Origin of the sequence: Streptomyces sp. 11x1, from assembly GCF_032598905.1 — a bacterium.
In the GTDB taxonomy this organism is placed as follows: domain Bacteria; phylum Actinomycetota; class Actinomycetes; order Streptomycetales; family Streptomycetaceae; genus Streptomyces.
Window position 1 is genome coordinate 6,886,487 of the sequence record NZ_CP122458.1, and the last position, 16,872, is coordinate 6,903,358.

Here is a 16,872-nt window from a genome sequence, read left to right on the forward strand (position 1 = left end):
GTCAGGTCCGCCCAGGGACCCGCTCACGACCCTGTGCCCACCACCAGCAGCCTCAACAGGTCGGCCAGTTGGCCGGCCTGTTCGTCGTTCAGGTGGGCGAGCGCCTCGGTCTGGACGGAGACGCCCGCCCCGACGGCTTCGTCGATCAGGCTCAGGCCCTCCTCGGTGAGGGTGACCTGGAGGGCGCGGCGGTCGTGCGGGTCGGGGGAGCGGCGCAGGAGACCCGCGCGTTCGAGCTTGTCGAGGCGGCCGGTCATGCCGCCGGTGGTGAGCATGAGCGTGGCGGAGAGCTGGCGCGGCGAGAGCGTGAACGGCTCGCCGGAGCGCCGCAGGGTCGCGAGCACGTCGAACTCGCCGCGCGAGATCCCGAACCGCCCGTACGTCTTCTCCATCAGGTCGCCGAGGGTCCGGGAGAGCCGATTGACGCGGCCGAAGACCGCCATCGCGGTGGTGTCGAGGTCGGGCCGGGCGGCCGCCCACTGGTCGATGATCGCGTCGACGGGGTCGCGGAGCGGCTGGTCGGGCTCGGAACGCGGGTTCATGAGGTGAGTATCGGACGCCGATGGGTCGGCCGCAAGAAAGTAGCTTGACGGAAAGTAGCTTAGCGTTAAGCTACTGGAAAGCAAGTCAAATCCTCGGGAAGGACGCGTCCCATGACCGCGCGCACCGCGCACACCGGGCACACCGCGTACGCCGCACCCGCCGAGAGCCGGCTCCCCCTCATCGCTCTGACCGCGCTCGCCCCCATCTCCTGGGGCACCACCTACGCCGTGACGACGGAGTTCCTGCCGGCCGACCGTCCCCTGTTCACGGGTTTGGTGCGGGCGCTCCCGGCGGGTCTGCTGCTTCTGGCGGTCTCCCGCACGCTGCCGCGCGGGATCTGGTGGGGGAAGGCCGCGGTGCTGGGCGCGCTGAACATCGGCGCCTTCTTCCCGCTGCTCTTCCTCTCCGCCTACCGGCTGCCCGGCGGAATGGCGGCGGTCGTCGGCTCGGTCGGCCCGCTGTTCGTCGCGGGCCTGGCGACCGTGCTGCTGGGGGAGCGGCCGACCCTACGCACCCTGCTCACCGGGATCGCCGCGGCCCTCGGCGTCAGCCTGGTCGTCCTGAAGGCGGCGGGCGCGCTGGACCCGGTCGGTCTGGTCGCGGCGCTGGCCTCCACCGCCTCCATGTCCACCGGCACGGTTCTCACCAAGCGCTGGGGCCGCCCGGCCGGTGTCGGACCCCTCGCCCTCACCGGTTGGCAGCTGACCGCGGGCGGCCTCCTGATCGCCCCGCTCGCCCTGCTCGTCGAGGGCGCACCCCCGGCCCTGGACGGGCGCGCGATCGGCGGTTACCTCTATCTCGCCCTCGCCAACACCGCAGTCTCCTACTGGCTCTGGTTCCGGGGCATCGGCCGGCTGTCCGCCACCCAGGTCACCTTCCTCGGCCCCCTCTCGCCCCTGACGGCGGCCGTGGTCGGCTGGGCGGCGCTCGGCCAGGCCCTCACGCCCCTCCAGCTCCTGGGCATGGCCATCGCCTTCGGCGCCACCGTCCTGGGCCAGCTCCGCCCGCGCCCGACCGCGCCCGGGACCGGGCCGGCCAGGAACCACGCCTCACCCCGACCGACGGCGACCGCCACGGACCACCGCTCACCCCGACCGACGACAACGGCGGGGGGCGCCCGGTGAGGTCACCGCGCGCCCCCCGCCGTCATGGCGGCGGCCTTCGTCAGTCCGAGGGCGCCGCCGCGTCCGCGGCCTGGGCCCTCAGGGCGCGCTCGACACCCGAACGGGACTCCGAGACCAGGCGGCGCAGGGCCGCGTTCGGCTCGGCCGAGGCGAGCCAGGCGTCCGTCTTGTGCAGGGTGTCGGCCGAGACCTGGACGGTCGGGTAGAGGCCGACCGCGATCTGCTGGGCGATCTCGTGGGAGCGGGCGTCCCAGATGGACTTGACGACCTCGAAGTACTTGTCGGTGTACGGGGCGAGGAGGTCACGCTGGTCGGTCTGGACGAAGCCACCGATGACCGCTTCCTGGAGAGCGTTGGGCAGCTTGTCCGACTCGACGACCTGCGACCAGGCCTCGGCCTTGGCCTCGGGCGTCGGGCGGGAGGCACGGGCGGTGGCCGCGTGACGCTCACCGGCGGCCGTCCTGTCGCGCTCGTACTCGCCGGCGATCTCCGCCTCGTCGTAGCGGCCCACCGCCGCGAGCCGCTGGACGAACGACCAGCGCAGCTCGGTGTCGACGGCCAGCCCCTCGATCGTCTGCGTCCCCTCCAGCAGGGCCTCCAGCAGGTCCAGCTGCTCGGGCGTGCGGGCGGTCGCGGCGAACGCGCGGGCCCACGCCAGCTGGTGGTCGGAGGCGGCCTCGGCCGCGCGCAGGTGCGCGAGCGTGGCGTCCGTCCAGCGCGTCAGCAGCGCCTCGCGGGCCGTCGGGTCGGCGTACAGCTCGATCGCCAGCTTCACCTGACGGTGCAGCGACTGCACGACACCGATGTCGGACTCCTTGCCGATGCCGGAGAGCACCAGCGACAGGTAGTCGCGGGTCGCGAGTTCGGCGTCGCGGGTCATGTCCCAGGCCGAGGCCCAGCACAGGGCGCGGGGCAGGGAGGACTCGAAGTCGCCGAGGTGCTCGGTGACGAAGGCGAGGGACTGCTCGTCGAGGCGGACCTTCGCGTACGACAGGTCGTCGTCGTTGAGGAGGACCACGGCCGGGCGGCGCGTGCCCACCAGCTGCGGCACGGCGGTCAGTTCGCCGTCGACGTCCAGCTCGACGCGCTCGTCGCGGACCAGCTTGCCGCTGTCGTCGTCCAGTTCGTACAGGCCGACCGCGATGCGGTGCGGGCGCAGCGTCGGCTGGCCCTTCGCGCCCGTCGGCAGCGCCGGGGCCTCCTGACGGATCGCGAAGGAGGTGATGACGCCGTGCTCGTCGGTCTCGATCTCCGGGCGCAGGACGTTGATACCGGCCGTCTCCAGCCACGCCTTCGACCAGGCCTTCAGGTCGCGGCCGGAGGTCTCCTCCAGGGCGCCCAGCAGATCGGACAGGCGCGTGTTGCCGAACGCGTGCGCCTTGAAGTACGCCTGCACGCCCCGGAAGAACTCGTCCTGGCCGACGTACGCGACGAGCTGCTTCAGGACGGAAGCCCCCTTCGCGTAGGTGATGCCGTCGAAGTTGACGAGGACGTCGTCCAGGTCGTTGATCTCCGCCATGATCGGGTGCGTGGACGGCAGCTGGTCCTGCCGGTACGCCCAGGTCTTCATGGAGTTGGCGAACGTGGTCCAGGAGTGCGGCCAGCGCGAGCCGGGGGCGTCCGCCTGGCAGGCGATCGACGTATAGGTGGCGAACGACTCGTTCAGCCACAGGTCGTTCCACCACTCCATCGTCACCAGGTCGCCGAACCACATGTGGGCCAGCTCGTGGAGGATGGTCTCGGCGCGGACCTCGTACGCGGCGTCCGTCACCTTCGAGCGGAAGACGTACTGGTCGCGGATGGTCACCGCGCCCGCGTTCTCCATCGCGCCCGCGTTGAACTCCGGTACGAACAGCTGGTCGTACTTCTCGAACGGGTAGGCGTAGTCGAACTTCTCCTGGAACCAGTCGAAGCCCTGCCGGGTGACCTCGAAGATCGCGTCGGAGTCCAGGTACTCGGCGAGCGACGGGCGGCAGTAGATGCCGAGCGGCACGCTCTGCCCGTCCTTCTCGTACACGCTGTGCACCGAGTGGTACGGGCCGACGATGAGCGCCGTGATGTACGTCGAGATCCGGGGCGTCGGCTCGAAGACCCAGATGTCGTCCTTGGGCTCCGGCGTCGGCGAGTTGGAGATGACGGTCCAGCCGGACGGGGCCTTCACGGTGAACTGGAAGGTGGCCTTCAGGTCCGGCTGTTCGAACGACGCGAAGACCCGGCGCGCGTCCGGCACCTCGAACTGGGTGTACAGGTAGGCCTGTTCGTCGACCGGGTCGACGAACCGGTGCAGGCCCTCACCCGTGTTGGTGTAGGCGCAGTCGGCCACGACCCGCAGGATGTTGCGGCCCTCCAGCAGGCCGGGCAGTGCGATCCGGGAGTCCTCGAAGACCTCCGCCGGGTCCAGCGCGTCGCCGTTGAGGGTCACCTCGTGGACGGTCGGGGCCACCAGGTCGATGAAGGACGTCGCCCCGTTCTCCGCGACGTCGAAGCGCACCGTGGTGACGGACCGGTAGGTGCCGCCCTCCTGCGCGCCGGAGAGGTCGAGATCGATCTCGTACGAGTCGACGCTCAGCAGCGCCGCCCGCTGCTGAGCCTCGTCGCGGGTCAGGTTTGTGCCAGGCACGCGGTCATCTCCTCGGTATGTGTGGGTTGCGCCATCCTTCCATGAGCGGGGGCCCGTTTGGGGTAGCCAATGTTTGGCTACCCTGGGTAGTATCAAGTTTATGAAAATTAGTGTGAGCCTGCCGCAGGAGGATGTCACCTTCGTCGACGAGTACGCCGCGCGTACGGATGCCGATTCCCGGTCGGCCGTCATACACGCCGCCATCGAACTCCTGCGTGAAGCGCAGCTGGAGCAGGAGTACACGGAGGCCTTCGCCGAGTGGGACGGGAGCGAAGACGCCGCGTTCTGGGACCAGTTCTCGGGGGACGGGCTGTCCGATGAAGCGCGGTGACATCTATCTGGTCGACTACGAGCCGGCACGGGGCAGCGAGGCGAGCAAGGCCCGCCCGGCGGTGATCGTCTCCAACGACGGTGCCAACGCGGCCGCGGCGCGGACCGGCCGGGGCGTGATCACGTTGGTCCCCCTGACCACGAACACCGCTCGCGTCTTTCCGTTCCAGGTCCTGCTCCCCGCCCAGGAGTGCGGCCTTCCGAAGGACTCCAAGGTGCAGTGCGAGCAGGTTCGCGCTCTGGCTCCGGAGCGGCTGCTGCGACCGATCGGTTCGGTCCCGCGCCAGCGCATGAGTGAGATCGACGTAGCCCTACGGCGACATCTGGCTCTCTGAGGCACGCAAAGGGGGCGCCCCCGGCATCCGGTGGGCGCCCCTTCCGCATGTCGTCCGTCTACTTCTCGTTCAGCTCCGCCGCCACCAGCTCCGCGATCTGGACCGCGTTCAGCGCGGCGCCCTTGCGGAGGTTGTCGTTGGAGACGAACAGGGCGAGGCCGTTGTCCACGGTCTCGTCGGCGCGGATGCGGCCGACGAAGGAGGGGTCCTGGCCGGCGGCCTGGAGAGGGGTCGGGATGTCGGAGAGGGCCACGCCCGGGGCGCCGGCCAGCAGCTCCGTCGCGCGCTCCACGCTGATCGGACGGGCGAAGCGGGCGTTGACCTGCAGGGAGTGCCCGGAGAAGACCGGGACGCGGACGCAGGTGCCGGAGACCTTGAGACCGGGGATCTCCAGGATCTTGCGGGACTCGTGGCGGAGCTTCTGCTCCTCGTCCGTCTCGTGCAGACCGTCGTCGACGATCGACCCCGCGAGCGGGAGCACGTTGAAGGCGATGGGCCGCTTGTAGACGCCGGGCTCGGGGAAGTCCACCGCCGAGCCGTCGTGCGTCAGCTTGTCCGCGTCGGCCGCGACCTTCTGGACCTGACCGTGCAGCTCCGCGACGCCGGCCAGACCGGAACCGGAGACCGCCTGATAGGTGGCGACGACCAGCGCTTCGAGGCCCGCCTCCTCGTGCAGCGGACGCAGGACCGGCATCGCGGCCATCGTCGTGCAGTTCGGGTTGGCGATGATGCCCTTGGGGCGGTCCGCGATCGCGTGCGGGTTCACCTCGGAGACCACGAGGGGCACCTCGGGGTCGCGGCGCCACGCGGAGGAGTTGTCGATCACGACCGCACCCTGCGAGGCCACCTTCTCGGCCAGCGCCTTCGAGGTCGCGCCGCCCGCGGAGAACAGGACGATGTCGAGGCCGGAGTAGTCGGCGGTCGCCGCGTCCTCGACCGTCACGCCGTCGATGACCGAACCGGCCGAGCGGGCGGACGCGAACAGGCGCAGCTCGCGCGTCGGGAAGTCGCGGTCCTTGAGGATCTTGCGCATGACCGTGCCGACCTGACCGGTGGCTCCGACGATTCCGACCCTCACGGCGACTCCTTTGACGTGGCTTGTGTGTGTCTGCGGCATGGCCGAGGCCTTTCCATCATGCGGTCAGCCCGGGTCCGCCTGTCCAATCCTTTGACCGCAAGGCCCGAGGGACGGGACGGCCCCGCCCCCGGCAGGGGAGCCGCTTCTTCGGGTGGCACCCCTGCTGAGCTGGAGAAATTCGCCCTACGGCGGCTCCGTGCCGCAAGCTGTGCTGCCTCGACCCTGCCCACACCGACCGGGTGCACGCGAAGGTGTGACGTACGCCTCTGCGCCGAACCGTGAAAGTCGTGCCGAACCCGCCGAACGTTTCGGCCCGCGGCGGCGTCGTAGGGGAAACGCGGGAGGGCGGGAGGGGAGGGGTGGCTGTGCTGCGCAGAAAGGCGCGCCACGTCCAGGGGGTCCAGGAGCCGGACGACCCACTGGACGCGGCCCAGGAGCGGCGGGTGCGTGCCGTGCTCGCGCTCGGAGGTGTGCCGCAGTCGGACCTGCTGGACGGGGTACAGCAGGTACGGCTGCGGCTGCTGGAGCGGGCCGCGAGCGGCCGGGAGGCGCCGCGGGACGTGTCCGCGTGGGCGGCGGTGGTCGCCTCCAACCTGGCGATGGACTGGCACCGCGCCAAGCGCCGCCAGGAGCGCCTGGGGGAGCGGCTCGCCTCGCTGCGCCAGCACGAGCACCCCTCGGGCGAGGACTCCAGCGTGCTCTCGCTCGCCGTCGCCCGAGGCCTGGACGAGCTGCCCGACGCCCTGCGCCAGGTCCTCGTCCTGCGCTTCTACGCCGACCTGCCGGTACGGGGGATCGCCGACGAGCTCGGCATCCCCGAGGGCACGGTCAAGAGCAGGCTCCACTCGGCGGTCCGCGCCCTGCGCACCCGCCTGCACGAGGACGAGGTGGTGTGACATGACCGCCCGGGACGACAGCCGACGCGACACCGAGCAGGAGGCGCTCCGCGCCCACGAGGGCCCTCCGCCCGACGGCTCCGGAGAGCGTGGTCACGGCCACGACGGCCACGGACAGGACGGCCACGGACAGGACGGCCACGGACAGGACGGCCACGGCCACGACGGCCACGGACAGGACGGCGCCGCGTACCACGAGCCCACGCACGACGAGCCCACGTACGACGAGCCCACGTACGACGGCATGGACGCGCTGATGGCGGCCCTTCTCGACGAACCGTTGCCCGAGGACGCCCTGCGGGACGCCGAGTACGTGGCGTCCCACGAGGCGGCCGTCGCCGACCTCGCGCTGCTGCGGGAGCAGCTGGGGCTGATCGGCGAGGCGCTGGCGGCGCCGGACGAGGACGCCGTGACCGGGGTCGCGCCGGGGCGAGTGGGGGCCGCGCGGCCGGGGGACACGGCCGGTGCCGAGACGGACCCCGGGCCGGTGTCCGGGCCCGCGTCGGCCCCCACCGCGTCGGTGACCCCCCTGCCGTCGCGGCCGTCCCGCGCCCGGCGCGCCCTGCGGATCACCGGCGGCACCCTCGCCGCCGCGGCCGCCGCCTCCGTGGTCCTCGCCATCGGCTGGGGGGTCATGCAGACCGGTGACGGGGCGAGCAGCACGAAGGCGCGCGACGCCAGTGTCTCCGAGCAGTCGAGCGGGGACACCGGGAACACGGACTACGGCGACCGGGGGGACGCGTCCGCCTCGCTCAGCCGGGAGGGGTACGTGGCCTGCGCCCGCGCGATCGTGGAGGGCACCGTCACCGAGATCGAACCCGTGCCGGGGGCCGAGCAGGACCGGATCACGGTGGAGGTGGACCACTGGATCAAGCCCGACAAGGGCGAGGACCGGATCGTCTTCCCGATGAGCCAGGACGTCGACCCCCGTCTGAAGGAGGGCGACCACGTCCTCCTCGGCATCCCCCGGGACAGCGCGCAGCCGGACATCTGGACCACGAAGGAGGCGGAGATCGCCCGAGAGCGGGCCTGGATCGAGGCGGCGCTGCCGGACTCGAAGCGGATCAAGTGCGACTGACCCGCTGAACGACCGGGAGCCGGAAGGAGAGCGGGAGGGGAGCAGAGCGAAGGGGCGGGTGTCCAGCCGGACACCCGCCCCTCCGTTCGCCTCAGTACGGCTCACGCACTACCGGCGCACTACGGCGTGACCTTCTCGATCCGCACGCTGCCGGTGCCCGCGGCGGTGCCCCGCGCGTTCACCAGCTGCACCTGGCCGAAGAACTCCCGGCCGGCCGGGGCCTCGGCGGCCGCGACGACGTCACCGGAGACGGTGACCGACGCGCCCGTACCGAGCTTGACGGCGGTGTCCGCGACCTTCACCTCGCCGAGGGCGGAGGAGAAGAACACGTCGCGGTAGTCGTACGCGGTCGACCCGGCCGGTACCGCGTAGCCGACGACCTCGATGGTGTACGTACCGGCGGCCGGCTTCGGGACGGAGACGGACTCCTCGGAGTCGCCGTCCGCGGAGCTCGCGATCTGGGTGCCCGCGGCGTCGTAGACGTACAGGTCCAGGTCGGCGCCCGTGTCCGCCGTGTTGCCGATGGCGACGTCCAGGGACTCGGCGCCCGCGGGCACCTCGACCGTGGTCGTCTGGGTGTCACCGGTCGCGATGGTCGGCCGGTCGGTCTTGGCCGAGCCCAGCGGGCCGCCCGCCAGCTTGCCGTCGACCGGGGCGAGAGCGTTGGTCACCTTCCAGGTGGCGGCGGTCGGAGTGCCGACCTTGGCCTCGGGGACGGTGACGACCTCCGGGTCGAAGTTCGCGCCGTAGACCGCGAAGTTCAGCTTGTAGGGGTTGTCGAGCAGCGGCGACGTACGGCGCGACTCGACCTCGATCTCCCAGACACCGGGCTGCGGGTTGGCGTACGAGCGCACGTCCGGCTTGCAGCCCCCGCCGTCCTGGAAGTTGCTGTAGCAGGTCAGCGAGCTGGTGCTCTCGACCGCCAGGCCGTACGGGTGGTTGGCGATGAACCGGGTCTGGCTCTTGCCCTTCAGCCCGCTGATCGCGACCTCAAGGGTCTTGGCACCCTCGGGGACGGTGACGAAGTACGACTTGAAGGAGTTGCGCTGGACCTTGCCGGACGCCGAGTGGGTGTACTTCAGGGGCGTGGACGCGACCACCGTGTTGAGGACCTGCCGGTCGATGCCGACGGTCCTCGGGTCGTCGATCTCCAGGATCGCGCTGCTGATGCCGGAGTTCTTCGGCTTGGCGGCGATCTTCACGGTGACCGGCTTGTTCAGCGGCAGGGAGATCTCGTCGTCGCCGACGATCCGGAACGTGCGGTCCCGGTTGTTCTCCAGGTGCAGCTCGTGGCGGATCGCCCTGTCGGCGCCGGAGGTACGGGTGACGGTCACCTCGTACGTCTTCTTCTGCCCGACCTTCAGGCCGCCCTCACGGTCGTAGATGCCGGTGCCGAAGCCCGGCGTCTTCAGCGCGAAGTCGATCGCGGTGTCGACGGGTGCCTTGACCGAGTACTCGTGCGCGGTCGCGCCCTTCTTGATCGACTTCCACGCGTCGACGATGTTCATCAGGCCCGCGCCCTCGGCGTACGCCTGGACGCCGCTGATGTGGTCGGCGGTCGAGGTCAGCGCGGTGCGCAGCTTCACGGGCGTCAGGTCGATGCCCTTCTGCTTCGCGGCGCTGAGCAGCAGCGCGGAGGAGCCGGCCGCCTGCGGGGAGGACATCGAGGTGCCGTTGAGCATCTGGTAGCCGGCCGGGAGCGGGTAGCCCGCCTCGGGAACCGGGCCGCCCGGCAGCCAGGTCTGCGTGGTGTTGATCGAGGCGCCGGGGGCGACCAGGGTGGGCGTGAAGCCGCCGTCCTCACGCGGGCCGCGCGAGGAGAAGTTGAACAGCTGGTTCTTCTTGGTGACCTTCGAGCCGTAGTTGGCCGCCCAGGTCTCCTTGGAGACGGACGCGCCGACCGAGATGACCTTGTCGGCCAGGCCGGGGTCGCCGATCGTGTTGGCACCCGGGCCCGAGTTGCCGGCCGAGATGACCAGCTGGACGCCGTAGGTGTCGATGAGGCGCGTGTAGAGCTCGGCGCGCGCGTTGTTGCCGTCGTTCAGCGCCGGGAGGCCGCCGATCGACATGTTGACGATGTCGACACCGCGGTTGACGACGAGGTCGATCATGCCCTCGGTGAGCGCCACGTTGGTGCAGCCGGGGCCGAACTCGCAGGCGCGGGAGGAGACGATCTGCGCACCGGGAGCGGCGCCGTTCATCTTCCCGCCGAACAGGCCCTTCGCGGCGGTGATGCCGGCGACGTGGGTGCCGTGCTCGCTGGAGATGAGACCGATGTTGACGAAGTCGGCCTTCTTGCCGACCCAGTCGCCCCCGAAGGGGTCCATCGGAACGTCCTTGCGGTACTCCACGACGAACGGCTGGCGCTCGGCGACGTCGGTCGACGGGTCGTCGGTGCCGAAGTAGCCGATCTGGTGGCCGTCCTTGTACGGCTTCATCGGCTTGTCGTCGGTGAAGTCGAAGTTCTGGTTGACGTCGACGGTGACCGTGCCGGCCGCCGCGTCGTAGAGCACGCCCCACGCGTCGGTGGTGTCACCGTCGCGGTTCACGTCGCCCGCCGCGTCACCGGCCGCCGTGATCGACTCACGGAAGAGGTTGACGGAGTACGAGCCCACGGGCGCGGTCCAGGTCTGGCCGCTGTAGGTGAAGGTGGGACCGGCGACCGAGTTCGTCATCGGGCGCCAGCTGCCGTCGCCGTCGACGATCGGGTCGGTGGACGTCACCCAGTCGACGATCTTGCGCTTGCCGGTGGTGGTCTTCTGCAGCGCGGGGTGCGCGAGGTCGACGCCGGAGTCCAGGACGCCGATGGTGATACCCCGGCCGTCCGCCTTCGGGTTCTGCTTCACGAAGTCGACGGCGCCCGTCTCGAAGGACGGGTTGTACGGGTTCTCGGCGGGGGTCTTCTTGCTGGGCCCCGAGTATGTCTTGGCCGCCTTGGCCCCAGACTTCGCGTCCGTGGCGCCCGCGACCGGCGAGGGGTCGTCGAGGACGATCTCCTGGCGCAGGTCGATGCCCTGGACGGAGGAGAGCTTCGCGGCGGCCGAGATGGCCGAGTCGGCGCTCTTGGTCGGGACCGTGGCGCGGACGTAGCCGAGCTTGTCGTAGGTGCGGCCCACGGAGCCGCCCTTGACCGCGTCCAGCTGCTCGGCGACCTGTTCGGTCTTGCCGGGCGTGGTGGCGATCATCATCGTGACGTTCTTGTCGCCGTCGGCCTTGGCCTCGGCGAGCAGATCGGCGTCGGTCGAACCGAGCTTGTCGTGCGCGGACTTGACGCCGCCGTCCGCCGGGACGGCGGCGGACGGGTCGTCCGCCGAGAAGGCCATGGGTATCGGCCCGGCCGCGGAGAGCGCGGCGACCAGTCCCGCGGCCACGGCTATCCGGGCCACGCGTCTCGCACCCGGGCCAGAGCCGGGGTGGGGGGTGAGGGTCATCAGCATCCCTGTAGGTAAGGAATTCAGGTGAGAACGAACATTGATGATCCGAGCGGCGGGTTCGGATCGGTCCGGTCCGTTATGCGGTGCCGGATGATCGCTCAGCCTTACCGAAGTGACACATGTTTGGGGAGTGTTGGCCGCGGCGGGATTGTGTCATGGCGTAAATCCGCCACCGGCCAGGGGGGCGATGACCGTGCATGAGCGGACATTTTGGCTAACGTCTGTGCATGCGTGAGGAGTTGAGGGTGGCGGCCTACGCCGTCTGTGTACGCGACGGACACCTGCTGCTGGCCCGCTGGGTCTCCCGGGACGGCGGCGAGAGGAAGTGGACCCTGCCCGGCGGCGGTATGGACCACGGCGAGGACCCCTACGCCACGGTCGTCCGGGAGGCCGCCGAGGAGACCGGCTACACCGTCGAGCCCACGGTCCTCCTCGGCATCGACACCGGCCGGCGCACCTACCCCCGCCGCCTCGGCACCCGCGCCGACCACCAGGCCCTCCGCATCGTCTACGAGGCCCGCGTCGCCGGCGGCGACCTCCGCCACGAGACCAACGGCTCCACGGACATGGCCGCCTGGCACCCCCTGGACGAGATCCCGACCCTGGAGCGGGTGGGCCTGGTGGACGTGGGCATACGCCTGTGGCGCGAGCGCCCGGAGAACGGCCACCTGGAACCACCGGCGACCCCATAGGGGCGCGGGGCAGGACTGAACATGCGGCTACCGCCGCGGGGCGCGAACAACCACGACGCACCCGCACCCACCGAATCACCGAAGCCGCTGCGGCGAACAGGTGCCGTACCCCGTCAGATGAACAAGGAGTGACCCCTTCCCGTCCCTCCTCCTCACATTCGGGAACCCCCAGTGAACGCACCCCGTCCCCGGAGATCGACGTACGGTGATCGGCGCCGCCCGTTGCGACGTCGTTAACGTCCAGGCCACCCCCGCTGCCAAGCATCGAGGAAGAGCGGGAACCCCACTCCGGCCCCCACCGCGGAGCGGCCCCGCGACCACTTCCGACGCGCTCGCACTCGGGGAGACCGCGCCATGTCGCGCATACGCTCAGTCGCTGCCGCCGCCACCAACCCTGACCGCCGGGCCTTCCTCGCCGCCACCGGCGCCGTCGGTCTCGCCGCGGGCGTGGGCTTCGCCCTGCGGCCGGAGACCGAAGCGCACGCCGCCTCCGCCGCCGAACGCGCCACGGCCACCGAGGTCCCCTTGGCCAACCTCTCGAACAGAGAGGCCCCGGCCGCACCCCTCGCGCCGTACACCCGGGGCACCACCCTCGCCTCGGTCGCCGCGCCCCGCGGCTCCTCCGGCTACCGCCGCCTCGGCCCCGGCCCGGCCTGGGCGCGGGTCGTGCGCGGCGACCTCGCCACCCCCAAGGCCGGCCGCGAGAAGCGCCGTACGACCTTGGCGTCCTTCGTGCAGTTCACCGACCTGCACGTGGTCGACGTCCAGCACCCGCTGCGCTACGAGTACCTGCGCGCCCAGACCGCCAGCGCGTGGCGGCCCCAGGAGGCGCTGTCCGTGGCCGGCGCCGTCTCGCTCGTCGAGCGGGTGAACGCGCTGCGCGGGGCCCCGGTGACCGGTTCCCCGCTCCACTTCGTGATGACGACCGGAGACAACACCGACAACAACTCCCGGACGGAACTGGACTGGTTCCTGAAGGTGATGAGCGGCGGCCGGGTCACCCCCAACTCGGGTGACCCGCGCCGCTACGAGGGCGTCCAGAACAGCGGCCTGAAGCTCTACTGGCAGCCGGACGCAGCCCTCCGCGACGCCGACAAGCAACTCGGCTTCCCCCGCCTGGACGGCTTCCTGGCCGCCGCGATCCGCGAGGTCAACAGCCCCGGCCTGAACGTCCCCTGGTACTCCACGGTCGGCAACCACGACTCCCTCCCGGGCGGCTGCTACGCCCCCGGCGACTCCTTCTTCGCGGACTTCGCGGTCGGCGGGAAGAAGCTGATGACGCTGGACGAGCAGGTCGGCAAGGCCCTCTGGGACAACGTCAAGAGCGGCGGCGACCCCAAGGGCGCCGACTGGAAGGCCGTCCTCAAGGCCCAGGCGAAGAAGATGCGTTCGGTCACCCCGGACGAGAACCGCGCCCCCTTCACCCCGCAGGAGTACCTCCGGGCCCACCTGGACCCGGCCCACACCGGCCCCGGCCCGGTCGGCCACGGCTACTCGCAGGCCAACCTCGACGCCCGCACCCAGTACTACGCCTTCCGCGTCGCCGACGACGTCATCGGCGTCAGCCTCGACTCCACCGACCCCGGCGGGCATTATGAGGGCTCGCTCGGTACGGCCCAACTCAAGTGGCTGGAGCGTACGTTGAAGGAGGCCGCCAAGGACGGTTCGTACGTCATCGTCTTCAGCCACCACACCAGCAAGTCGATGCGGAACCTGCGCAAGGACCCCGCCCGCCCCACCGAGGCCCGCCACGGCGGTGACAAGGTGCTCGCGCTGCTCGGCCGCCACCGCAACGTTCTGGCCTGGGTGAACGGCCACAGCCACCGCAACCGCATCACCCCGCACTCGGCATCGGGGGGCGGCTCGTTCTGGGAGATCTCCACGGCCTCCCACATCGACTTCCCCCAACTCGCCCGCGTCATCGAGCTGGTGGACAACAAGGACGGCACGCTCTCCGTCTTCACCACCCTGATCGAATCGGCCGCCCCGCACACCACCGACTTCACGGACCTCTCGCAGACCGGCCTCGCCGCCCTCTACCGCGAGCTGTCCTACAACGCCCCCGGCCGCCGCGACACCCTCACCGGCAAGGCCGGTGACCGCAACACGGAGCTGGTCCTCCGCAAGGGCTGAAAACCGCTCAACCGGCGTTCACCCGATCAACCCCGGTGTGCGATGCCGTGTCCCCCTTCGCGACCGGACGTTCTCGGAGTCACCGAGAGCCGGGCGAAGGGGGAGAAGCACATGTCAGCAGGTACGACACGCACCGCACCCGCGGTCCGCACAGCCCGCACGGGACGCAGGACCCGTACGGCACGCACGGGTCTCGTGGCGGCCTCAGCGGTCGTCGCGGCGCTGGCGCTCGCCGCTCCGGCGGTCGCGGCGGCACCCGCCGCCGCGTCGGCCAGAGGCGACCACCGCGCGACGCAGAAGGCCATGGACGCCAATGTCGAGGACGGCGTCGTCGGCATCGCGGTCCAGGCGAGGGACCGACGCGGCGTCTGGAAGGCGACGTCGGGGGTGGGCGACCTCAACACGGGCAAGCCGCGCTCGGCCCACGACCACTTCCGCGTCGGCAGCATCACCAAGACCTTCACCGCCACCGTGCTGCTCCAACTGGCCGCCGAGGGCAGGCTGTCCCTGGACGACAAGGTGGAGAAGTGGCTGCCGGGCGTCGTCCGCGGCAAGGGCCACGACGGGCGCAAGGTGACGCTCCGCCAACTCCTCAACCACACCAGCGGAATCGCCGAGTACACCTCGGACGAGCAGTTCGTGAAGGACGTGTTCCTCGCCGAGGGGTTCCTCAAGAACCGCTACCGCACCTGGACCCCGCGCCAACTGGTCGGCATCGCCATGAAGCACGAGCCGACCTTCGCCCCGGGCACCGACTGGAGCTACTCCAACACCAACTACGTCCTCGCCGGCCTGGTGATCGAGAAAGCCACCGGCAACCCGTACGGCGACGCGGTCCGCGCCCGGATCGTCGAACCCCTCGGTCTGCGCGACACGAAGGTCCCCGGGACCGTTCCCACCCTCCCCGGCCCGCACAGCCGCGCCTACTCCAAGCTGGCGGAGACGACGGAGGGCAGGACGTACGACGCGACGAAGCTCAACCCCTCGATCGCCGGCGCGGCGGGCGAGATGATCTCCGACGCCGACGACCTCAACCGCTTCTACTCCGCCCTGTTGCGCGGCGAGCTCCTCCCGAAGAAGGAGCTCGCCGAGATGAAGACGGTCGTCCCCGTCGACGGCGACCGCGGCGGCTACGGCCTCGGCCTCATCACCTACACACTCTCCTGTGGTGTCCGGCTCTGGGGCCACAGCGGCGGCATCCACGGCTCCCTCTCCGAGACCGCCACCACCGCCGACGGCCGCCACACCCTCACCTACAACTTCAACAGCGACTGGGCGGGAGACAGCCTGCCGATCATGGAGGCGGAGTTCTGCACGAAGTAGACGCGTCGCCGACCCTGGCATGAGGAAGGCATGAGGAAGGGCCGCCGAAGCGATCGGCGGCCCTTCCCCTCCCCTCCTGGTGGTCCGAGTGCCCGCTTACCGGGGAAGCACCACGACGTACGCCGCCGGATCCCGGTCGTACGACGCCATCAACGCGGTGCGGACGACGGCCGCCTGCTGTTCCAGCGAGTCACGCAGTTTGCGGGGCGGGACGTGCACGACGGTGATGCCGAGCCGCTCCAGCACCTCGCGCTTGCGGGCGTACTCGGACCACAGCGCGTCGTCCTCCTGGCGCGGGGCCCGGGTGTCCAGCTCGACCGCGACGGCCTGCTCCGGCCAGTACGCGTCGAGGCCGCCGAGGTGCGGGCCGCCGGGAAGGCAGAGGTCCACGTTCCAGACGGGGTCGGGGAGCGCGTGTTCACGGACCATCCGGTACAGGTGGTCCTCCGCGACGGCCCGCCCCTCCGCGAGCAGCGACTCCACCGCGTCGGCCACGTGCGGACGGTTCAGCAGCCGCGCCTCCGTCAACTCCCGGATGACGGCAGCAGGTTCGGTGTGCCCGCCGCGCACCGCCTCCGTCAGCATCCTGCGCACGGTGGCCGCGTCGGAGAGTTCCCCGACCGCGTCCGCCAGGGCGCGCGGCACGGGGGCGACGGGCAGGCCGGTCACGTACGACGGGGTCGGCACGGCCGGGGTACGCACGATCCGCGCGCAGCCCACGGTCCGCAGCCGGCGCAGCCGCGGGACCAGGACGTCGATCGTGTCGAGGGACGGGAGCGGGGGAGCGGACGCGAAGCCGTGCAGCGTCAGGGCGGCGAGCCCGGTGATCACCGCGTCCGCGTAACGGGGTGTCGCCGCCGCCGGGCGGGGCTCGTCGGCGTTCGGCTGGGCGGGGACCCCGGCGACGCCGCCGGCCCCGGTGGAGGACTCGCGGAACGGGGAGCGGGCCGCGTACGAGAGCACCGCGTGCAGGCGCTCCTCCGAGGTGGGCGGGCCCGGGTGCAGCAGGAACACACCCGGCAGGATCTGCTGCCAGGAGCCACCGGGCCGGCACTGCTCGTTCGTCTCGGCGGCGGTGACACCCTGCGCGCGCAGCTGCGCGGCCGTCAGCACCCGGCGCGTGACGTCCGAGAGGCGACGGAGGGGGCGGGGGGAGAGCGGGGTGTTGTGCGTCATGACCCGGAGGTTCCCGCGTCGGGCGCGCCCATGAACCTCTGTTACACGCCCGTCGACAAATCCGGACAAGACCGCACTAAAGTACGTGCGTTCGAGTGCCGATATCCGCT

Annotated in this window: 13 protein-coding genes; 8 read left to right on the plus strand and 5 right to left on the minus strand. The window is 71.0% G+C overall.

Features of this window, described 5'->3' with window-relative positions:
* Positions 1-23: 23 nt before the first annotated feature.
* Positions 24-542, minus strand: a complete 519-nt coding sequence (locus P8T65_RS30245) for a MarR family transcriptional regulator (protein WP_316728346.1) — start codon at positions 540-542, stop codon at positions 24-26.
* A gap of 111 nt (positions 543-653) precedes the next feature.
* On the opposite strand from P8T65_RS30245, the gene P8T65_RS30250 reads away from it, so the two are divergent.
* The gene (locus tag P8T65_RS30250; protein WP_316728347.1) at positions 654-1,667 is read left to right on the plus strand and encodes an EamA family transporter; all 1,014 of its coding nucleotides are present in this window, start codon (positions 654-656) and stop codon (positions 1,665-1,667) included.
* A 40-nt stretch (positions 1,668-1,707) separates the two neighbouring features.
* Here the strand turns inward: P8T65_RS30250 and pepN are convergent, their stop codons facing one another.
* Positions 1,708-4,287: an aminopeptidase N gene (gene pepN, locus P8T65_RS30255; RefSeq protein WP_316728348.1), complete on the minus strand. Its 2,580-nt coding sequence runs from the start codon at positions 4,285-4,287 to the stop codon at positions 1,708-1,710.
* 100 nt (positions 4,288-4,387) lie between these two features.
* Between pepN and P8T65_RS30260 the strand changes: the two genes are divergently transcribed.
* The gene (locus tag P8T65_RS30260) at positions 4,388-4,618 is read left to right on the plus strand and encodes a ribbon-helix-helix domain-containing protein (RefSeq protein WP_316728349.1); all 231 of its coding nucleotides are present in this window, start codon (positions 4,388-4,390) and stop codon (positions 4,616-4,618) included.
* Positions 4,605-4,952 (plus strand): type II toxin-antitoxin system PemK/MazF family toxin, encoded by a 348-nt coding sequence (locus P8T65_RS30265; RefSeq protein WP_316728350.1) that lies wholly within the window; start codon positions 4,605-4,607, stop codon positions 4,950-4,952. Before P8T65_RS30260 ends, P8T65_RS30265 begins: the two co-directional genes overlap by 14 nt.
* Before the next feature lie 58 nt (positions 4,953-5,010).
* Here the strand turns inward: P8T65_RS30265 and P8T65_RS30270 are convergent, their stop codons facing one another.
* Complete coding sequence (locus tag P8T65_RS30270; RefSeq protein WP_215455503.1) at positions 5,011-6,030, minus strand: aspartate-semialdehyde dehydrogenase; 1,020 nt, start codon at positions 6,028-6,030, stop codon at positions 5,011-5,013.
* Between the two features lie 365 nt (positions 6,031-6,395).
* Here P8T65_RS30270 and P8T65_RS30275 point away from each other — a divergent pair, with 365 nt between their 5' ends.
* Positions 6,396-6,926: an RNA polymerase sigma factor gene (locus P8T65_RS30275; protein ID WP_374116909.1), complete on the plus strand. Its 531-nt coding sequence runs from the start codon at positions 6,396-6,398 to the stop codon at positions 6,924-6,926.
* Position 6,927: 1 nt separating this feature from the next.
* Positions 6,928-8,004, plus strand: a complete 1,077-nt coding sequence (locus P8T65_RS30280) for a hypothetical protein (RefSeq protein ID WP_316728351.1) — start codon at positions 6,928-6,930, stop codon at positions 8,002-8,004.
* Positions 8,005-8,123: 119 nt separating this feature from the next.
* Here the strand turns inward: P8T65_RS30280 and P8T65_RS30285 are convergent, their stop codons facing one another.
* Positions 8,124-11,441: a S8 family serine peptidase gene (locus P8T65_RS30285; RefSeq protein ID WP_316728352.1), complete on the minus strand. Its 3,318-nt coding sequence runs from the start codon at positions 11,439-11,441 to the stop codon at positions 8,124-8,126.
* 224 nt (positions 11,442-11,665) lie between these two features.
* On the opposite strand from P8T65_RS30285, the gene P8T65_RS30290 reads away from it, so the two are divergent.
* From P8T65_RS30290 to P8T65_RS30300, 3 genes are all read left to right on the plus strand, one after another.
* Positions 11,666-12,130, plus strand: coding sequence for an NUDIX hydrolase (locus P8T65_RS30290; protein WP_316728353.1), 465 nt, complete (start codon positions 11,666-11,668; stop codon positions 12,128-12,130).
* 354 nt (positions 12,131-12,484) lie between these two features.
* On the plus strand, positions 12,485-14,263 hold the full coding sequence (locus P8T65_RS30295; protein ID WP_316728354.1) for a TIGR03767 family metallophosphoesterase: 1,779 nt from the start codon (positions 12,485-12,487) through the stop codon (positions 14,261-14,263).
* Between the two features lie 111 nt (positions 14,264-14,374).
* Positions 14,375-15,586 carry a serine hydrolase domain-containing protein gene (locus P8T65_RS30300; protein ID WP_399100816.1) on the plus strand — a complete coding sequence of 404 codons (1,212 nt, stop codon included), beginning with the start codon at positions 14,375-14,377 and terminating at the stop codon, positions 15,584-15,586.
* Between the two features lie 96 nt (positions 15,587-15,682).
* Here the strand turns inward: P8T65_RS30300 and P8T65_RS30305 are convergent, their stop codons facing one another.
* Positions 15,683-16,762 carry a hypothetical protein gene (locus P8T65_RS30305; RefSeq protein ID WP_316728355.1) on the minus strand — a complete coding sequence of 360 codons (1,080 nt, stop codon included), beginning with the start codon at positions 16,760-16,762 and terminating at the stop codon, positions 15,683-15,685.
* Between the last annotated feature and the right edge of the window lie 110 nt (positions 16,763-16,872).

Coding starts and splice junctions, on each gene's coding strand:
- P8T65_RS30260 (WP_316728349.1), top strand. CDS start 4,388: ATGAAAATTAGTGTGAGCCTGCCGCAGGAGGATGTCACCTTCGTCGAC.
- P8T65_RS30290 (WP_316728353.1), top strand. CDS start 11,666: ATGCGTGAGGAGTTGAGGGTGGCGGCCTACGCCGTCTGTGTACGCGAC.
- P8T65_RS30265 (WP_316728350.1), top strand. CDS start 4,605: ATGAAGCGCGGTGACATCTATCTGGTCGACTACGAGCCGGCACGGGGC.
- P8T65_RS30245 (WP_316728346.1), bottom strand. CDS start 542: ATGAACCCGCGTTCCGAGCCCGACCAGCCGCTCCGCGACCCCGTCGAC.
- P8T65_RS30250 (WP_316728347.1), top strand. CDS start 654: ATGACCGCGCGCACCGCGCACACCGGGCACACCGCGTACGCCGCACCC.
- P8T65_RS30300 (WP_399100816.1), top strand. CDS start 14,375: ATGTCAGCAGGTACGACACGCACCGCACCCGCGGTCCGCACAGCCCGC.
- P8T65_RS30305 (WP_316728355.1), bottom strand. CDS start 16,762: ATGACGCACAACACCCCGCTCTCCCCCCGCCCCCTCCGTCGCCTCTCG.
- P8T65_RS30295 (WP_316728354.1), top strand. CDS start 12,485: ATGTCGCGCATACGCTCAGTCGCTGCCGCCGCCACCAACCCTGACCGC.
- P8T65_RS30285 (WP_316728352.1), bottom strand. CDS start 11,441: ATGCTGATGACCCTCACCCCCCACCCCGGCTCTGGCCCGGGTGCGAGA.
- P8T65_RS30280 (WP_316728351.1), top strand. CDS start 6,928: ATGACCGCCCGGGACGACAGCCGACGCGACACCGAGCAGGAGGCGCTC.